This window comes from Gluconobacter sp. (assembly GCF_047722525.1).
In the GTDB taxonomy this organism is placed as follows: domain Bacteria; phylum Pseudomonadota; class Alphaproteobacteria; order Acetobacterales; family Acetobacteraceae; genus Gluconobacter.
On sequence record NZ_JBDNYY010000004.1, the window covers coordinates 129,690 to 148,061 of the forward strand.

An 18,372-nucleotide genomic window follows, 5' to 3' on the forward strand; every position below is an offset into this window, starting at 1 on the left:
ATCAGTAAAACAGAGCACGCCCTGATGGCGGGAATGTGGCCGTTGCGGGAAAGGGCTATTCCATGCCTTCGGCGATCGTCGATATCCGTTCTGGCATCAGTAACGTGATATGGGTAATGCTTCTGATACTGATAAGTTTCTCTTTCTTGAATGCGCTGAGGATCCGGCTGACTGTTTCAATAGTGAGGCCGAGGTAATCGGCAATGTCGGTCCTTGGCATGGGCAGATCAAGTTCGATCGGATGGGACATATCCGGATTTTCCAGATATTTGCAGCGCTCGATCAGGAATGTAGCCACGCGCTCGCGGGCGGTCTTGCGCCCCAGAAGCGTCATGCGGGCCTGCATCAGGGCCAGTTCGCGGGAGGCTTCTTCGCGAAGGCGGTGTTCAAGGGAAGGGAAGCGTTCGGTCAGGCGCTGCATGCCAGCATGGGGGAAGCGGCAGAGCGTGGCACTCCCGAGGGCCTCGGCGCCGAAGGCATAGCTGGTGGAGGCGGCAAGCCCCAGAAAATCCCCGCCTTCCGCAAAGCCGGTAATCTGACGCCGGCCATCCGGAAGAAGGGTGAAGAGCTTGACCCTGCCACCGGTCACGACAAAGAAGTCATGAGCCGGCGCGCCCTCTTCGATGAAGGAGCGGCCGTCAGCGACGGTCATGCGCGAAGACTCGTTGGCGAGAATGGCCAGATCGCAGTCGTCAATGCTGTTGCAGATACTCAGACGCCGCCCCACGCAATGGGCGCATCGGTCATGGACATCCTCTGAACTGTGTGACGCTGACATGATGAACCCCGTTTTCCTTGCGCTGGCCTTGGCCTGAAGACTTTCAGCCACACTACCACATAATTTACCAGACTTGATTCAGGTCAAGGTGATGGGTGGGGAGGAGTGCTTTGTGAGGCTCAACGAATGTTGATGGAACCTTCAAATGAAATTTACCGCTTTCGCGCTGTCTGCCGCACTTGGTGCTGTTGCAACTCCGGCGTTTGCCCAGACGGCTCCGGTCCAGCCCGCTCCCGCCGCACCTCAGGTCATGGTCAGCGCTCCCATGACGGCTGCTCCGGTGCCTTCCGTAAACATCCACGCCCCCGCTTCAGGTCATTGCGGCCTGTTCGAGACCTGCGCTCACACGCGTATCGGACTCGGCAAGGGTGACTTCCTGGTCCGCGTGTCCGCTCTCGGCGTCCTGCCGGAAGATCGTGACAGCAGCCTGTCGCTGAACGGCGCCCATTTGGGTGGCCGCGTCAAGACGACGCGTCAGGTCATGCCCGAGCTGACGTTCGAGTATTTCTTCACGGACAACCTCTCGATTGACCTGATCGCAGCCAGCACCCGTCATGAAATTGCCGCCGAAGGCGTTCCGGGTCTGGGCAAGGTCGATGTCGGCAGTGCCTGGGTCCTGCCGCCGACGGTCACGTTCGCCTGGCACTTCCGTCCGCACAAGCGCTTCAACCCGTATGTGGGTGTCGGCGCGACGCTGGCGTGGTTCCACAACGTGTCGCCGGCCGGTGGCCCGCTTACCCAGAAGCTCAATGTCGGTGTGACCGGTGGTCCGTCCTTCAATGTCGGCTTCGACTATCAGGTTGTCGGCAACTGGTTCTTCAACTTCGACGTGAAGCAGATGTTCATGCGTGTCCATGCCTGGGCCCAGAACAATGCCGAAACCACGAAGATCACGGCGCATGATTCCCTCGACCCGACCGTCGTCGGTGCTGGTATCGCCTATCGTTTCTGATCTCCCGATCAGGAACCGGATATCAGGAAAGCGGTCCTTCTCCGGAAGGGCCGCTTTTTTCATTTTTGTGGCAATCAGATAAAACTTTGGCAATGCAGGCATTCGGGAAGTGCAAAAGTCTTTTCGTTTCCGTATGTGACCTCTGGTGTCTTGCCGGAGGCATGGTAAGACCGTCTGCCATGAAATGGTCCGGGCCGGTGGCTGACACATTACTTTCCGGACGTTTCAGAAGAGCAGGGCATCTGTCCTGACAGAGTTGCGGGGTTTTCAATCAGCATGCGCGTTACACGCGTCGGCGCGCTGGCCATCGGCCTGCTATGCCTGGCCATTCTTCTCGTCTTTGTCCTGCGGCTGCGGACCCCGCATCCCCCCATTGCAACGGCTGAACCCCCGATGGTGACCCAGTTGCATGGCCGTTTTGTTGTCCGTGAGGGCAGTCCGCTCGAGAAGCGCCTGATCGTGCAGGCAGTTGAAAGTCTTTCGCGGGGACATGGGCTCCTGCTGCCCGCACAGGTCATGACGGAACCCGATCGTCAGGTGAATGTCTATGCGCCCGTAACGGGACGGATCACCGGCGTTTCGGTTCATCTGGGTCAGCGGGTCCGGCGGGGGCAGGTGCTGGCCACGATTGCGGCGGGGGATCTGGATCAGGCCTGGGCCGACGATACCCGCGCCCGCGCAGCCCTTGATTTCGCACGCCGGGCCTACACCCGGGCGCAGGGCGTGCAGGCGATCGGCGGCAATGCCGTCAAGGACCTCGAGTCTGCCCGCAATGATCTTGCGCAGGCACAGGCGGAAGCCGAGCGCACGCAGCGCAGGCTTCAGGTTCTGGGCGCCCGGCCGGGTTATTCGGCGCAGGGACAGGCGCCGCTCGTGTCCCCGGTAGATGGTGTGGTGTCCATGACGACTATGGCGCCGGGTGAGAACATCACCGATCCGACTGCCATCCAGATGACGGTCCTGGACCTGTCCGAAGTCTGGATTGCCGCGGCCATTCCGCAGGACAGTCTGGCGCAGATCAGCGACGGCAATGTGCTCTCGGTCAGTTTTGACGAGTTTCCGGGACGGACCTGCTCCGGCCGTGTCGTCAGCTTCGATCCCGCGCTGCATGCCGATACGCGCCGGGTGAACGCCTATATTGCCTGCCCGAACGCCGATGGCCTTCTGCGTCCCGGCATGTTCGTGGATGCGACGCTGAACGTCCCGCAGGGAAATGACGTCATCATCCCCAAGACCGCCCTCCTGATGAACAACGATCAGGTCTCCGTGTTTGTCGAGACGGCGCCGCGGACATTCCAGCGGCGCGATATCACCATCAGCTATGACGAAGGCGACGATGTCCGCGTGCTCAAAGGCCTTTCCGCAGGTGAGCGTGTCGTGACGAGCGGCGCCATTCTCCTGAACGATGACTGATCCGGTGGCCCTGAGCTGATGATCGAACGTTTCATCTCCTGGTGCTTCAACCACCGGAACATCGTTTTCTTCTCCGCCCTGATTCTGGCGTTGCTGGGCGGGTTCTCCTGGAAGATCCTTCCGGTCGAGGCGTATCCCGACCTGGGCGCCGTCAGCGTCCTGATCACGACGCAGCAGGAGGGACTGGCCGCCGAGGAAATGGAGCAGCAGGTCACGATTCCGCTCGAGCGGACGCTGGCCAGCATTCCCGGCGTGACGGACAGCCGCTCCACCAGTACGTTCGGCCTGTCGCTCATCACGCTGATCTTCCGCGAAGGCACGAATGTCTATGCGGCACGGCAGCTCGTCGAGACACAGCTTGCCAATAATCCGCTGAGCAACGGCGCCATGCCGTCGCTGGGGCCGATTTCCGGTCCGAGCGGCGAGATCTATCGCTACACGCTGGAATCCGACGACAGGAACCTGATGGAACTGTCCGACATCCAGCGCTGGACCGTCATCCCGGCGCTCCAGCATGTGCCGGGCGTTGTCAGCGTGGACAATTTCGGCGGCCTGACCCGGGAATACCAGCTCGTCCTCGATCCCGCCTCCCTGATTCGCTACCATATCGGCCTTGAGGACGTGCTGAACGCCATCCGCAACAGCAATGTCAATTCCGGGGGCGGCCGCGTCAGCCGGGGGGAACAGTCCTACATCATCCGCGGGATCGGCATGATCCACACGCTGGATGACATGGGGAACATCGTCGTCGCCAGCCATGGCGGCGTGCCGGTCTTCGTGAAGGATCTGGGCCAGGTCCAGTTCGGCCATCAGGTCCGGCAGGGCATTCTCGGCAAGGACAAGAATCCGGATACCATTGAAGGCGTGGTGACGATGCTGAGCGGGGAAAACCCCTCGATCGTGCTGGATGGTCTGCACAGTACGGTGGCGAAGCTCCAGCAGCAGCTTGCCCCGAGCCATGTCCGCATCGTGCCGTACATGGACCGTGACCATCTCGTTCTGTCCACGACCCACAAGGTCACGGAGACGATGATCGAGGGCATCCTCCTCGTCGGCGTGATCCTGACCCTGTTCCTTGGCAGTCCCCGCAGCGCCATCGTCACGGCCGTGACCATCCCGCTCGCGCTGTCGGTCGTGTTCGTGCTGATGCACAGCTTCGGCATGTCGGCGAACCTGTTCTCGCTTGGCGCCATCGATTTCGGTGTGATCGTGGACGGCGCCATCGTCATCACCGAGACGATCCTCCGCATCCGCGAGGAACGTCCGACCGAGGCTCTCAGTCCCGGCGAGGTGCTGCCCGTCGCCCAGCGCGCAGGCCGGGCGATCTTCTCGTCCACGCTCGTCATCATCGTGGCTTATAGCCCGCTCTTCGCCTTCGAGGGCAGTGAGGGCAAACTGTTCCGTCCGATGGCCTATACCGTCAGCTTTGCGCTTCTGGGCGCGCTGCTCTGCGCTCTGACGCTCATTCCGTCCCTGACCTATCTGGCCCTGCACAAACCCAGGCACATCTGGCACAACCGGCCGCTGGAATGGCTGCATGCTCGCTATACGCACTGGCTCGGCCATTTCATTGACCGCCCGCTGATTGCCTACGGTGCCGGTGTCGCGGCGATGGTTGCCGTCGTGATCCTGGGGGCGACGATCGGCCGTGAGTTCCTGCCTGATCTCGATGAAGGCTCGCTCTGGCTTCAGATCCAGATGCCGACCGGCATTTCTCTGGAAAAGGGCGAGTCCATCGCCAACGAACTGCGTCATGCGGTCCGGGAGTTTCCCGAAGCCTCCTATGCCATAACGCAGCTCGGACGGTCGGATGACGGAACCGATCCGTGGACGCCGTCGCATATCGAAATGCCGGTCGGGCTGAAGCCGTATGACCAGTGGCCATCCGGCGAGACGAAGGCACAGTTCGTCGAGCGTCTGCGCGTGCGGCTGTCGCGTATTCCGGGCATTGATTTCGGTATCAGCCAGCCGATCGAAGACCAGATGAGTGACCTCGTGGGGGGCGCTCACAGTCCGCTCGTCCTGCGTGTCTACGGCAACGACTTTCAGGAACTGCGCCGTATCGGCCAGCAGATCGTGGATATTCTCCGTCAGGTTCCGGGCACGGCAGAGGCATCCATCTTCCAGGAGCCGCGTATCCCGCAGATCGACGTGATTGCGGACCGTCTGGCCGCGGCCCGGTATGGTGTCAGCATTACCGATATTTCCGACGTTGTCTCGAACGCCATCGGCGATGCCCCGATCACGACCGTCTACAAGGACGACCGTTTCTATAATGCGACCCTGCGTATCCGTCGGCAGGATGCACAGGACCTTCAGGCACTGTCCCAGTTTCCGATGCTGGATGCCGACGGTGCCCATATCCCCTTGTCCCAGGTCGCGCAGGTCGGGCTGCGGATGGGGGAGAGCAACATTTCCCATGAAATGAGCCATCGCCAGATCACCATCCGGGTGGACAACGGCAAACGGCCTCTCTCGCAGTATCTGGCGGATGCGCAGGGTCGCATCGACCAGCAGTTGCATTACGACAGGGAAAAATACACGCTCGAATGGGCTGGCTCCTTCCAGCAGGAAGAGCGGGCGCAGAAGCGGCTGATGGTTGCGCTGGCTGTGATGTTTGCCGTCATGCTGGTCCTGCTCTTTGCCGAGTTCCGCAAGATCCGTCAGGCCCTGCTGATCCTCAGCGTTGTGCCGCTGGCGACGCTGGGCGGCCTGATCGCGCTGCATGTCCGGGGAGAGACGCTCAACATTGCGACCGCCGTGGGCTTCATCGCGCTGTTCGGTGTGGCGGTGCAGAACGGCATCATCATGATTGCGAGCATCAACCGTCATCGCGTGGAAGGGCTGGGCGTGCGTGATGCGACCATCGCCGGAGCTGCCGAGCGGTTCCGCCCGGTCCTCATGACCGCCACGGTGGCGACGGCAGGCATGTTCCCCGCAGCCCTTGCAACAGGCGTGGGCACCGACGTGCAGCGCGGTCTGGCGACAGTTGTGGTCGGCGGTCTGGGCATCGCCACACTGCTGACGCTGTTCGCGCTGCCGGTCTATTTCAGCGAGCTTGAAATGTGGGTTGAACGCCGAAATGCGAAGAAGCGTCCGACACCTGTCGCAGACGGAGCCGGATCATGATGCGGCTTTCCATGACGGGGCGTCGTGCTGCGCTTCTGCTGTGTCTGACAGCCCTTTCGGCCTGCGCGGTCGGGCCTGATTTCCATCGTCCGGACCTGCCAAAGAACGCGGCCTATCAGGGCCAGCCCCTGACCGCCACGGCAGGGCATGGCGGTCAGGGCGCGACCGTTCCGCAGCAGTTCAGAGCGGGTCTGGATATTCCCGGGCAGTGGTGGAGGGCGTTCGGCAACCCGTCCCTGAATGCGCTCGTCGATCAGGCGCTGGCAAACAACCAGTCTCTGCGCGCCATGCAGCAGGGACTGAAATCCGCCTGGGAGCAGCGCCGGATCGAAGGCGCGGGGCTGTATCCGACGCTTTCCGCCTCCTTCAATCCGACCCGAAACAAGACATCGCGCGTCTACTCGCCGATCCCGAACGCCAATACATGGCTCTATAATGTCCATACCGCGCAGCTCACCGTCGGTTATGTGCCGGATCTGTGGGGCGGGACGCGCCGGGCGATCGAGGCGGCGGCCGCGCAGGCGGAACTCCAGAAGTTCCAGCTTGAGGCGACCGCGCTGACCATGATTTCCGATCTCGTGAACGCGACGATCGAGGAAGCCACGATCCGCGCCGAGATCGACGCCACGAACGAACTGATCCGCAGCCAGCGCGCCGTGCTGAAAACTGTGACGGCCGAGCAGGGGATCGGCAATGCGTCGCGGCAGGATATGGCCCAGCAGATGGCGTCCGTTGCCCAGCTTGAGGCGACCCTGCCGGGTCTGAACCTGCAACTGGCCCAGACGCGGGACCAGATGGCCGTTCTGGTTGGTGTGACACCCAATTCGCCGCTGCCGGAGTTCCGGCTGGAACAGTTCACCCTGCCGAAGACGCTCCCGGTCTCGCTGCCTTCGAATCTACTGAACCAGCGCCCGGACATCCGGGCTGCGCAGGCGCAGATCCAGTCTGCCAGCGCGCAGATCGGTGTGGCCATCGCCAACCGCCTGCCGAACGTGCAGCTCAGCGCCACGCCGGCGCAGGCCGTCGGGGTGATGAGTGATTTCTTCAAGCCGGGTTTCGGCAACTGGACGATCGCTGCGACCGTCATGCAGCCGATCTTCCAGGGTGGTTCGCTGCTGCATGCCGAGCGTCAGGCGCGCGACAACCTGTTACAGGCCAACGAGACCTATAAAGCCACGGTCCTGTCCGCGATTCAGGATGTGGCGGACAGTCTGCATGCCGTAACCTTCGATGCCGATACCCTGACGGCCAATGAGGATACGCTCAGGGCAACGTCCCAGAGCCTGAAGATCGCTCAGGGACAGCTCCGTCTTGGCGATGTCAGCGAACTTGTCCTGCTTCAGGCCCAGCAGACCAATGCGCAGGCCCGTCTGGCCTATGTGCAGGCCGAAGGCGCGCGTTTCTCCGACAGCGTGGGGCTGTTCCAGTCGCTTGGTGGTGGCTGGTGGAACCGCAATGACATGGGCATGACGCCGGCGGCGCAGAAGGCGCTGGGTAAGTCGCTTCTGCCTTGGTGAGAGTGTTCAGGGCTCTGCCCTGAAACCCGCCAAAGGCCGGGGGCCTTTGGAAACCGTTTTGTTGGAATCGGGATCAAAGGGACTGAGTCCCTTTGTGGGGTCCGGGGCAGCGCCCCTGATAACGCGCCCTTACGGACGTGGTGCGTAAATCGCGCTCAGACGATCCGGCGTGCCGTCGATACGCTCCAGATGCGGGTAACGCAGACCATCATGATAGGGGATGGAGATCGTGGTGACATGATCGCCGGACTTCACGATCAGACGGATATCCTGCTTCGGATCCTTCTGCGCGTCCGTGACGGCATGGAGCAGACGCTGTGGCGTGAAGCTCATGTCGTTGACGGCCACGATCGTCATGCCCGGAACGACGCCTGCCTTGAAGGCCGGGCTCATCCAGTGCTCACGCCCCACACGTCCGGCACCGTTCACGACCAGGCCGAGCGAGAAGGACAGGTCCGTCACGTGGCGTGCGGCTTCGTTGGCCTTGACGAAGGAGGTCGGCTTGGACGTGTAAACCAGCCTGTATCCGCCGTTGGTCAGACCGTTCAGCGGAGCATGGGGCTGGATCGTGTCCAGACGCTCATGCAGGAACTTCGCCCAGTCATAGGGCTGCACGCTGTTGAGCGTCGCGACCACATCGTCGAACTGGTAGGGGCTGACGACGAAGCTGCCGCTGTTCGTACCAAAGAAAGCTTTGGCGAAATCATCCAGCGATTTGTGGTCGTTGGACAGCTTGCGGATCAGCGCATCGGCATCCAGCCAGACGAGCTGGCCTTCGACGTAATAGTCTTCCGAACGCTGCCAGTCGCGCCATGACAGCGGGGCACGCTGGGCGATGACCGGATCATTCGTCGTGTCTTCCAGCGGGCGCCACTGACGGCCCGTCTGGTTGTCATAGGAGGCCGCCATATAGGCCAGGGCCTCGAAACCCTGATCTTTCGTCACAAGGCCGGAGCGTGCAGCCAGGACATTGCCCCAGTACTGCGTCTGCCCTTCATAGACCCACAGCATGGATCCGCGCTGCGGCACGTTGAAGTTCGGGGCCCACAGATCCGCCGGACGGCGATACTTGCCGTTCCAGGAATGGGTGTATTCATGGGCCAGCAGGTCACGCTCGGGGAACGTCTTGTCCCATTCCGTGAAATAGCCGGGAGCCGCGCTGTTCTCGCTGGACTGATGATGCTCGAGGCCGATGCCGCCGAGCTCTTCCGTCAGGGCCAGCAGGAAGTCGTAGTGGTCGTAGTGATGCGAGCCGAACAGGGACGTGGCCTGACGCACGAGGTTCTGATGGGCTGCGATCTGCGGCGGCGTGGCGTCCAGCGAGTCCGGCTCATCAGCCACGACATCCAGTGAGACCGGAACATGGTCCGGGCCGGTCAGGTCGAACTTGCGGAAATAGCGCCCGGCATAGATCGGCGAGTCCACGAGCGTATTGAAGGTCGTGGCGTTGAAATGCGTCTCGTCACCATAGGTGGCGGCGCGGAGGGCCGAGCCGATCTGCCAGCCATGGGGCACGCGCACGGAGGGCTGAACCGTGATGCCGCGGGTGAAGTATCCGGCCGGATAAAGCGAAACCTGATCCCACTGCACGTTGACGATCGACGGCGTCATGACCATCCGGCCCTGACCCGGTGCAATCGGTGTCAGAAGCTGGAAATGAAGGTCCAGGCTCGGTGTGCTGGCGGAGACCGGGATGTGGAAGGCGGCGACATTGACCGTATCGCGCTTCCAGTCCAGCGTGCGGCCATTGCTCTGCACATGCAGGCTGGCAAGCTGTTCGATCACGCCCGTCGGCGAATGGTCGCCCGGGATCCACATCGGATACAGAAGGACCATCTCGCCCTTCTGCTGTGCCTCTTTCGGGACAGGGACCGTCTCATGGATGGACATGATGTGATGGACCGTATCCGTCGCATCCACCGAAACCGTCAGGTTGCCGGGAAAGAGCCTGTCCTGAGGCTCCGGAATGGGAGCCGGCAAGGGAAGCGGCATGGGCTGGGACTGGGCAAGCGCAGGAGAGACCAGACCACTGAACGCGGTCAGGGCCGCCAGAAGGCGCAGTGAAGGCATGATGATATTCCACATACAGAATAATAAAGGCTTTCAGCCCTAACGGTCCTGATGATTCTTCACAAGAGCGGGGTCTGAAGGTCGGATATTAAGGGCCAGTTCTTGAAGAAAATCAGACTTCTAAGAGATGTTGTCACCAAAAAACTGAATCTGATCGAAGTGGAGGTAAGTTTCTTCTCCCAGCACCGTAATTTTGAGAAAACGCGCCTGAATACCAGTCTGGTCAACCCAGATGTAAGGATGTCCGTCCGCCCCTCCATAAATGACGTCGTCATTTTTGCGCATGATCGGAAACCACTCATGATCATCAACCGATCCATGAACGACAAAGTTCGCGACTCTCTCCGGAACACCATCCAGGCGGTTGAAGAGGCGCATTTCATGGACAAGAAAAATGGCTTCCAGATCGACTTTCCACCATGGGTCCCTTTCGAGGGCAGTATGGTTCTGCGATTTCCCGCAGATATTACCTGATAATACACGGCAGGCGTCCTCCTCGACACTTCCCGCATGCACTGTGGAAATCTGGGTAGCCTTCTTGTTTTGCGAAACGTTTTTCCAGCGATAGCGGGGAAAGATACTGTAATTCCAGGCTGCTTCAGTCTGGGAGATCCAATAATCATGAAGATAAAGGTCCGAGACCTGATTGGTCATTTCATGATAGGCCATACGCTGTTCATGAGAATATGTACCCCATACCGTTTCACTCCCATAATCTCCATGGGTTCCACGTTGAACGCGTAAGTCAAAATCTGCATCTGACTTCATTGTAAAATGCGCAATATAAGCTACCGAAAGCATCCTCTGCCTTCTGTTATCAGAATTCAGCATTTTCCAAGGTGTATCGGGGAAGTTTTCATAGTACTTTCTAACGTCCTCCCCCAAAACATTGACCATATTGAGGTTTGGGTCGAGACTATTATATTCATGCATAATGGGAGAACTGGAGATTTGATAAATTTCTTGGTAAGGTACCTTTGAGCTTTTAATAAGGACTTTTGTGTAGGGCGTTACACCGTTTTCGCGTTTGGTATAGTTGATGAGGACGCTGCCATCTGGCCTGTTTTGATGTCCATTATTACCATAACAACACCAGTTAAAATGGATACCATCTATTTCTTCAGGGAATTCTTTCATGAGCTTCGGAAGGAAATTACTATCCTTGATGCAAAGAAACTCATCGATATCTAGAAACATCATCCATTTAGTTTCTGTCGAAAAATTTCTGAGAAAGTGAAAATACATCTGATATTGTTGCCCGGGAATTGGGTAATGTCGAAAAGTTACAAACGGATCGGTTCCTGAAATATACGGGCGAAGACGATCATAAATGGTATTGGGGCAATCATCGTTTGAATAAAGGTAGATATGATCGAAACCGATTGAACGATGGTATTCAATCCACTCGCAAATATATTTTTCTTCCCACCGTGCGCAAGCAATGAGTGAGTAATTATATTTTGCTTTGGGGCGTATTCCATGATTTTTGGCACATTCAAGGGGTTCATGTGCATAAGTGGAAATTGTGTCTCTATATTCCATTTTTATCTCCGGAAACTTGGAAAATTATTTAATTGTATACCTCAATGATTTTGATTTAATTATTTCTGTTCTCGGTTTCTTTTCCAGGATAAGCATAAATTTTCCCATTTCTGCTTTGTGTCCTGATCAATACGATCGTCCACTAAGATACTTTGGAGGCTCTCTTCAACAAAAATTGCGGATGCTGCGCTGTATCGAAAAATAATTTCCTGCATGGCTTCTGCAACGCCCGGGATACTGGTCAGGCGATGAATCTCGGTACGCGTGGCTTCTGCCAATCGGGAAACTTCAGAAGTTCCTTCAATTTCAAAAGTTTGGGTAAAGAGACTGAAAATGGCAGGATTGTTATATCGGAAATGCTTGTTTTTCAGGACGCCTTTACCATCGTTTTCTCCACGAGAGAATTTCCAGATATATTCTTCAAATGAGCGCAAATGATAGTGGCAGACATGCGCCCATTCCGTTGGCGTTTGACTGAAATTAAGGTCGTCACTCAAGGTACTGCTTTGGGAATAAATATTCCCATCTACAGTTGCATATAATCTGTCAGAATATGAGCATTCTGGATGATGTGCATATGAGTAGTTAAAGAGGCTAGTCTTGAAAATAGATTTTACAAGTGGATGCTTTTCCCCCTCGATAAAGCGTTCTGCTGATAAACCGTTTTTCCATGTCAGGTGGTTATTGGGATAATAAACTCTCCAGTTCAGGGAGAAGCAGTCGACGCCTTGTTCGTCCCGGACGGAAATAATTGGAGCTATACTGTTATCGATATCTTCAGACGGAAGAATAGCTTCGTCGATATCAACAACAGCACACCAACGGAAATCAAGAATATCAGGGAGTGTGGTCAAAGCATGGTTGTAGGCTTTGAACTGCATGTTTATACCCGGAATATGATTTCCAGTATTATTGATCCAGGTTATCTCTCCATTTTCGGATAGAATTTTCAGGAGGGCATCAGACCCATCCGTATTGTCATTTGTATAAATAAAGAAATCTTTTATTCCAATAACACGATGATGTGCGATCCACTCGAGGAGGTAAATTCCCTCGTCCCGTGCTGTTGCCAAAAGAGCGATATCTTTTCTGCTTTCAATCGACTCTCGGATTATGCCCAGAAGTATGGCTCCCCAGTAAATCCCGTTTCCTCGATCTCTGATATGGCCATATCCTAGGAAATCATATTCTCCCGACACTGTTCTGGACGAAGACCTGTTTCTGCGGGCATTCCAGTGAGCGAGTTCCAAAATTGACCTGTGTATCCAGTCCTTATGAGGAATATTGTTGATTATTTCAATAATGCTGAAATAATTTTTGTCGGGGATATTTAGGAAAGCATTGGTGAAAATCTTTGAAAAAGATTTTCTTTGAAATACATTGAGGGATTTTGAAAATAAATTAAGAATTTCAGCCCGAATATTTTTATGAGCTCTGCTTATCTCATATATTGATTTCTCGATATCATTTTTTTTTGAAAAAACGGCATCGACTTGATTGAATATTTTGAGAGATTTTTCGCCTACTTCGACCTGAGCGGGAACCAAAGAAAAAAATTCCCATTCCTGACTCTGGTCTCGATTGAAGGCAACATTTCCGAAGGGATCTGCGGAAAAGAATTTTTTCCCTTCGAGCGAAAAAAGAGACAGTCTGTTATGGCTATGAAAACCAGTGCCAAAAATAAAAAACCGGTCTTTGAAATTTGTATCTTCTTTCGGGTGAAGATTTTCAACGTCCTCACCAATATTAATGGGAGCAACAAAGAAAAACCCGGGGTTTTCGAGAGATTTTTTGACGATAACGTCGATATACGATGCTTGCTTTTCGTGTGAATGTTTTAAAATACGTTCTTGGGAGCAGAAAAATAGGCTGGTTCCATGAAAAGTTTTTAGATGGAAGAATTCCATTCCATTATGCTCCCTTATAATATTTCCCATAAGATCATTATCCACTTCAATATTCAAGAGGATCACTTGATTGAAGCGGACTAAACCTTGTCAGCATGTGTTGCTGCCAGAGTTAGCATATTCATCTTCCACCCCGTTTCGGCAGGTTTCAGGGTTACCGGAACAGCATTGGGAAGACGGATATCGACAGGAAGATTCATCGCAGATCGCAAACCTCTGAACAGGGCACCATGTGCAACGATCAGGGGAACATCGGGATCTGTCAGAGCCTGATTGACAGCAGAGCTGGCTCTTTCTGTTAGTGCCCTGAAGCTTTCTGCCGCTTCGGGAATGAAACCGTCCTCAATCCATGGTTTATACCAGTCGCCCATGGGGGTTCCTTCCTGAACCCCAAAGCAGACTTCTTGTAGATTATTGTCCACATGCAGAGGCATGCGAAGCCCACAGGAATCCAGAATTATTCTTTGGACGGTTTTTGCGGTGTCGAGCGCGCGGGTCAGGGGAGAGGAGATGATGCGCTCAAAAGGTTTCTGGCCGTTCCTGAAAAGCGCAGCAAGTGTTTCGCCAGCTTGTATTGCCTGTTGCTTGCCCGTTTCATTGAGTTGAATGTCTGTCCGACCCTGGGCCAGCCCTTGGCGGTTCCAGTTGGTTTCACCATGCCGAAGATACCAGTAAGGCTTGAGGATGATCTGCGACATGGACAAGTCCGTTCAGGAGGGCCAGACCGTGAAACGGGCCACCCGTGAAAAATCAGTCAAACAGGGAAGAGACTGAGCTTTCATCGGCGACGGCGCTCATGGCCCGGGCGAGCAGGTTGGCTGTGGTGATCTGACGGATATTCGGGGTCTCGAGGAGGGCTTCGGTCGCCGGAATACTGTCAGTCAGTGTCAGCATGTTCAGGGGACTGTCTTTCACGCGCTGGCAGGCATTGCCAGTCAGAACGCCGTGAGTGACATAGGCCTCGACGCCTTCTGCGCCACGGGCCATGAGGGCGTTGGCTGCGTTGCACAGCGATCCGCCACTGTCGATGATGTCGTCCACCAGCACGCAATAGCGGCCCGCCACGTCACCGATGACGTTCATGACTTCCGACACACCGGCGCGTTCGCGGCGCTTGTCGATGATCGCGAGGTCCACGTTCAGGCGCTGCGCGAGCTGACGGGCACGGACCACGCCACCGACATCCGGCGAGACGATGATGAGTTCACGGTCCGGCAGGCGGGTCTTGAGGTCGCGCACGAAGAGCGGCGCGGCATAAAGGTTGTCGGTTGGGATGTCGAAGAAACCCTGGATCTGCATGGCATGCAGATCCATCGTCAGGATGCGGTTCGCACCGGCTTCGGTCAGCAGGTTTGCCACCAGCTTGGCGCTGATCGGGGTACGTGGGCCGGATTTGCGGTCCTGCCGGGCATAGCCGAAATACGGCATGACGGCCGTGACGCGGCGTGCAGACCCGCGGCGCAGCGCATCCAGCATGACCAGCAGTTCCATGAGATGGTCGTTCGTCGGCATGCAGGTGCTCTGCACGACAAAGACATCCTCACCGCGGACGTTTTCCTGGATCTCGACAAACACCTCGCCATCGGCAAAGCGTTTCACCACGGTTTTGCACAGGGGCATCCGCAGTTCATGGGCGACCGCACGGGCCAGCGGCAGGTTACTGTTGCAGGCTACGATCTTCATGAAAAACGGCCTCGTCCGGTGTCCGACAGGGAAGTTGCTGGCCTTCTAACAGCGCAACGTCCCCCTGTCATCCGTCCTGTCTCATTCTTTGTGCGGACCAGTCGGTCAGTGTCTGCATGACGTGTCGACCGGACGCACGGTGTAACCGTCTTAGAACTGCCAGGCGAGCCCGGCATGCAGTTTCAGTCCGTTGGACAGGCCGCTGGAGACATCCGAGGAGGAATAGGTCGATTCCCAGCCCATGCCAGATCTCGAATTCCGGTCACGACCGTAGGAAATATAGGAATAATCGCCACCTGCCGTCAGGTGAAGCCGCCGGGTCATGCGGTAATCCAGGCCCAGTCCCCCTTCCCAGAGCGGGCGGGGCTGGTGGTTGTATGAAAGGCCGGCATTGAGGACTTCGGCCCATCCGAAGCGTCCCCGAAGGACGAGACGGGACGTCAGGGCGTAGTCGGCCTTCAGGCCCGCACCCGCGAAATAGCGCCCGTATCCATATCCGAAATCGCCATCACTGCCGCTCGTGATGTAGCCGCCCTGAATGAACGGCGTCAGGAGAAAGGTGTCGGAGAGCAGAAGGAAACCCTTGCCGATCTCTCCGCGATTGTCCGTGCCATTGGAGCTGTCGTTTCCACCGGCTGAAAATCCGTACGGAGCGCGAATACTGGAGTAACTGCGAAACTGTGACTTGTAGTTTCGCTGTCCGTCTTCAAGCGAGAAATGCAGGGCGCCGTACAGGTTATCGATCCCGAAGGCATTGAACATGACGGAGGCGTCAGCCTGAAAGCCGGGTGTCCAGCCGATGGTACGGTAGCGCGACGCCTCTGCGTATTGCTCGGTATAAGCGTAGCGCCCGGAACCACCACTGTCCGTCCCGTGGGAGCTGTGATCAGTCACGCTGTTGCGGAACGTGCCTGTCATCGAAAGGCCGATTTCACGGTTCACGGCGATCACGGGGGCCGGGTCTGCAAAAGCGGAGACAGTGGGGACAAGACCTGCGCAGAGGGCCAGACTGGACAGCAGCGGACGGAACGAAAGACGCATCAGAGACTCCGGATGGAAAAGGCCGGAATCCAGTAACAAATAAAGTTACCGAAAGATACATTGAGTTACATAATGAGGCCTCTCGTGTGTCCCTGATTTATCAGGCCGCTTTTCCGGAAGCTGCCTTGGCATCAGGCAGGGGTTTGTGCTCACGGCCTGAATAATTGGTGATGATGGTCCGTACCCCCTGCGCCGCCTCTTCCGCAGCCATGTCGGCGGTGTCGCCCCACGCGCCATCCAGTGAATGAGGCGCGATGTCATGCAACTGGGTGGCCGCCCCCGCTTCCTTGCCGTCGGGGCTGAGGACATGCCAGACGATCTCGATATGATCCACGGGATGGCCGGTATTGCCCGCAGCGCCGGTTTTGAGGGCGACTGTTCCGCGGACAATGAAATCCGCTCCTTTTTCGGTGGTTGTCACCGTGTTGGTCTTGTCGGCAAGAGACGCATAAAAAGCGCGGGCGAGCGCGACATTTCCGTCCCCGGGTGCACCGGTGACGCCCTTGAAGCAGATCTGCGCAGGCCGGTTCATCAGGCTGTGCGGGTCCTGCTGCATCATATTGGCCTGAATGCCCGTCAGGAGGTTGGCCAGTTGGGGCGCCTCCTGAACGGCGGCTCCCTGAAGCGCCAGCCTGTCACCCGCGCTCCATCCCGCCATGTCCACTGCGGGGCCATCCGTTTCCGCCCGGACTTTCCCTTCCGGAGTCATGATGACGTAATGGGGCACCACCGTGCCGTTACGGGTAGCCGCGCTCATTTTCAGCCACCAGTCCCCCTTTTTGCGGGGCTGGGCGATGGCGGGAACGGACTGGCCAACCATCGCCTGTGCCATGTCATGTGCCCAGAGCGCTGCGGCGTCGTCCGACAGCAGGGAATCCGCAGGGGTGGGCACGGCGAGCCGGGCGGGCGGAAGATTGGCCGCCGTCAGGTATCTGGCCTGCTGCCCGGGATCGGCGAAAGGCCGCGAGAGACTGAAGCATCCTCCCAGAACAAGGGGGAAGCAAAGAGGCAGCAGGGGTGAACAGAGGCGGCGCATCGGCGTTCCGGTAACAGGACAGTGACCCGATGGACTTTATGGGATTGCGGCTCCGATGTCGAAGCCACCCCCTGCGTTTACCTGCGGATCAGGATGTAATTGATCGTCACGTCGATATCGAAATGGTCACCCTTCATGTCCGGCGGAACCGGTGGCAGATGCGCGCCCTGGAACATGCCGGTCGTCGCAGCATCCAGCGAATAAGACCCGGACTGGCTCATCAGCCGGACCGATTTCACATGACCCGAACGGTCCAGCACCACATGCACCGAAGACGGACCATCCTCGCCTGCGCGGGCGGCTTCTTCGGGGTAATACATGTGGGAGCGGATCCAGCGGTCGATCTCCCCGCCGTAATCCTCGCTGACGCCCTTGACGCTGGTGCGCGTCTGATAGGGTGCGTTGATGGCGCCGTTCAGGCTGAGCGGCCCGAGGGACATGTCGATTGGGCCACCTGAGCCGGATGCGCGGCCACGATGACGCCGATAGGGCGAGGGCTGCTCGCCGAACGACAGATCCATCGGATGCGCGAACGGGTTGTTCCGGTCGGATCGGACGGAACGCTGGGACCGGTGGGCATGGGGCGACGTCTGGTGGCTGCGCTGGCTGGGTGCCGCGCCCGGCGTGACGGGCGCAGGCGTGGGCGCGGTCTTGGGCAGTTCGGCCGAAGGCTCTTCCGGAACGTCCGGCGCGGACGGCGTCTCGGGCGTCGGAACGGCCGGTGTCGGGGTGGACTGCTCCTTCTCCGGCTGCTGCTGGTTTTCCTGTGTCTCCTGCGGGCTCTGGGCCGAAGGGGGAGGCGGCGCGCCCCCTTCCTCGTGCGCACGGGGCCCACGCATGCTGCTTTTCGACGGCGGCGTATCGAAGACCATCTCGACCTGCGGCTGTTCCTGCCCGGCAGGCGAGCCGTGCATGCCGTGATGCTGCATCAGGAGAAAGGCCAGGATCGCCGCATGAAGCCCGGCCGAGAAAATGAACGGAACCGTGGGACCGTTCTCGACAATGGTCTGCGGCCGCATCATCGGCGTCAGGACCGGGCGGACCTGAACTGACGGCGGAACATAGTCTCTCAGGCGTTCGCGGGTGCCCACAGGGGCATGCTGCGGGCGTGCGGGAACGGTCCGCGCCGAGGGGGCGAAGAGCTGGGGCTCGCGTTTCTGCGGCTTTCCTGACGTGGCAGCGGCCGTTCCGCTCATATGCGGGACAGTCCGTCTGGAAAAGACCTGGCAGAAAACAGCCGGTCGGCAAAGAGAAGGTGGCGTCGCATCATCGCCAGACCTTTTGCACCAGGGCGGTCGGGGTTG

13 protein-coding genes are annotated in these 18,372 nt (G+C 57.8%); 4 read left to right on the top strand and 9 right to left on the bottom strand.

Annotated features, from left to right (window positions below; translation table 11 throughout):
* Positions 1-55: 55 nt before the first annotated feature.
* The gene (locus ABF859_RS05550; protein WP_415526894.1) at positions 56-652 is read right to left on the bottom strand and encodes a Crp/Fnr family transcriptional regulator; all 597 of its coding nucleotides are present in this window, start codon (positions 650-652) and stop codon (positions 56-58) included.
* A 271-nt stretch (positions 653-923) separates the two neighbouring features.
* On the opposite strand from ABF859_RS05550, the gene ABF859_RS05555 reads away from it, so the two are divergent.
* From ABF859_RS05555 to ABF859_RS05570, 4 genes are all read left to right on the top strand, one after another.
* The gene (locus ABF859_RS05555) at positions 924-1,730 is read left to right on the top strand and encodes an OmpW/AlkL family protein (protein WP_415526784.1); all 807 of its coding nucleotides are present in this window, start codon (positions 924-926) and stop codon (positions 1,728-1,730) included.
* 276 nt (positions 1,731-2,006) lie between these two features.
* Positions 2,007-3,143: an efflux RND transporter periplasmic adaptor subunit gene (locus ABF859_RS05560; protein ID WP_415526785.1), complete on the top strand. Its 1,137-nt coding sequence runs from the start codon at positions 2,007-2,009 to the stop codon at positions 3,141-3,143.
* A gap of 18 nt (positions 3,144-3,161) precedes the next feature.
* Complete coding sequence (locus tag ABF859_RS05565; RefSeq protein ID WP_415526786.1) at positions 3,162-6,272, top strand: efflux RND transporter permease subunit; 3,111 nt, start codon at positions 3,162-3,164, stop codon at positions 6,270-6,272.
* On the top strand, positions 6,269-7,789 hold the full coding sequence (locus ABF859_RS05570; RefSeq protein WP_415526787.1) for an efflux transporter outer membrane subunit: 1,521 nt from the start codon (positions 6,269-6,271) through the stop codon (positions 7,787-7,789). The genes ABF859_RS05565 and ABF859_RS05570 overlap by 4 nt, the downstream gene beginning before the upstream one ends.
* Positions 7,790-7,918: 129 nt before the next feature.
* Here the strand turns inward: ABF859_RS05570 and ABF859_RS05575 are convergent, their stop codons facing one another.
* The 8 genes from ABF859_RS05575 to ABF859_RS05610 form a co-directional block, all read right to left on the bottom strand.
* Complete coding sequence (locus tag ABF859_RS05575; protein ID WP_415526788.1) at positions 7,919-9,859, bottom strand: M61 family metallopeptidase; 1,941 nt, start codon at positions 9,857-9,859, stop codon at positions 7,919-7,921.
* Positions 9,860-9,979: 120 nt separating this feature from the next.
* On the bottom strand, positions 9,980-11,401 hold the full coding sequence (locus tag ABF859_RS05580) for a glycosyltransferase family 2 protein (RefSeq protein WP_415526789.1): 1,422 nt from the start codon (positions 11,399-11,401) through the stop codon (positions 9,980-9,982).
* 59 nt (positions 11,402-11,460) lie between these two features.
* A complete protein-coding gene (locus ABF859_RS05585) occupies positions 11,461-13,353 on the bottom strand; it encodes a glycosyltransferase family 2 protein (RefSeq protein WP_415526790.1) in 1,893 nt (630 codons plus the stop codon).
* Positions 13,354-13,388: 35 nt separating this feature from the next.
* Positions 13,389-14,006: a histidine phosphatase family protein gene (locus ABF859_RS05590; RefSeq protein ID WP_415526791.1), complete on the bottom strand. Its 618-nt coding sequence runs from the start codon at positions 14,004-14,006 to the stop codon at positions 13,389-13,391.
* A gap of 52 nt (positions 14,007-14,058) precedes the next feature.
* Positions 14,059-14,991, bottom strand: coding sequence for a ribose-phosphate pyrophosphokinase (locus ABF859_RS05595; protein ID WP_062510885.1), 933 nt, complete (start codon positions 14,989-14,991; stop codon positions 14,059-14,061).
* A 150-nt stretch (positions 14,992-15,141) separates the two neighbouring features.
* A complete protein-coding gene (locus ABF859_RS05600) occupies positions 15,142-16,032 on the bottom strand; it encodes a hypothetical protein (protein ID WP_415526792.1) in 891 nt (296 codons plus the stop codon).
* Between the two features lie 100 nt (positions 16,033-16,132).
* Entirely contained in the window at positions 16,133-17,068 is a 936-nt protein-coding gene (locus ABF859_RS05605; RefSeq protein WP_415526793.1) for a hypothetical protein, read from the bottom strand.
* Between the two features lie 77 nt (positions 17,069-17,145).
* Positions 17,146-18,264 carry a TonB family protein gene (locus ABF859_RS05610; RefSeq protein ID WP_415526794.1) on the bottom strand — a complete coding sequence of 373 codons (1,119 nt, stop codon included), beginning with the start codon at positions 18,262-18,264 and terminating at the stop codon, positions 17,146-17,148.
* Between the last annotated feature and the right edge of the window lie 108 nt (positions 18,265-18,372).

What these genes read in the sequence shown, in the direction of transcription:
- ABF859_RS05550 (WP_415526894.1), bottom strand. Translation starts at nt 652, where the DNA reads ATGACCGTCGCTGACGGCCGCTCCTTCATCGAAGAGGGCGCGCCGGCT.
- ABF859_RS05555 (WP_415526784.1), top strand. Translation starts at nt 924, where the DNA reads ATGAAATTTACCGCTTTCGCGCTGTCTGCCGCACTTGGTGCTGTTGCA.
- ABF859_RS05560 (WP_415526785.1), top strand. Translation starts at nt 2,007, where the DNA reads ATGCGCGTTACACGCGTCGGCGCGCTGGCCATCGGCCTGCTATGCCTG.
- ABF859_RS05565 (WP_415526786.1), top strand. Translation starts at nt 3,162, where the DNA reads ATGATCGAACGTTTCATCTCCTGGTGCTTCAACCACCGGAACATCGTT.
- ABF859_RS05570 (WP_415526787.1), top strand. Translation starts at nt 6,269, where the DNA reads ATGATGCGGCTTTCCATGACGGGGCGTCGTGCTGCGCTTCTGCTGTGT.
- ABF859_RS05575 (WP_415526788.1), bottom strand. Translation starts at nt 9,859, where the DNA reads ATGCCTTCACTGCGCCTTCTGGCGGCCCTGACCGCGTTCAGTGGTCTG.
- ABF859_RS05580 (WP_415526789.1), bottom strand. Translation starts at nt 11,401, where the DNA reads ATGGAATATAGAGACACAATTTCCACTTATGCACATGAACCCCTTGAA.
- ABF859_RS05590 (WP_415526791.1), bottom strand. Translation starts at nt 14,006, where the DNA reads ATGTCGCAGATCATCCTCAAGCCTTACTGGTATCTTCGGCATGGTGAA.
- ABF859_RS05595 (WP_062510885.1), bottom strand. Translation starts at nt 14,991, where the DNA reads ATGAAGATCGTAGCCTGCAACAGTAACCTGCCGCTGGCCCGTGCGGTC.
- ABF859_RS05600 (WP_415526792.1), bottom strand. Translation starts at nt 16,032, where the DNA reads ATGCGTCTTTCGTTCCGTCCGCTGCTGTCCAGTCTGGCCCTCTGCGCA.
- ABF859_RS05605 (WP_415526793.1), bottom strand. Translation starts at nt 17,068, where the DNA reads ATGCGCCGCCTCTGTTCACCCCTGCTGCCTCTTTGCTTCCCCCTTGTT.
- ABF859_RS05610 (WP_415526794.1), bottom strand. Translation starts at nt 18,264, where the DNA reads ATGAGCGGAACGGCCGCTGCCACGTCAGGAAAGCCGCAGAAACGCGAG.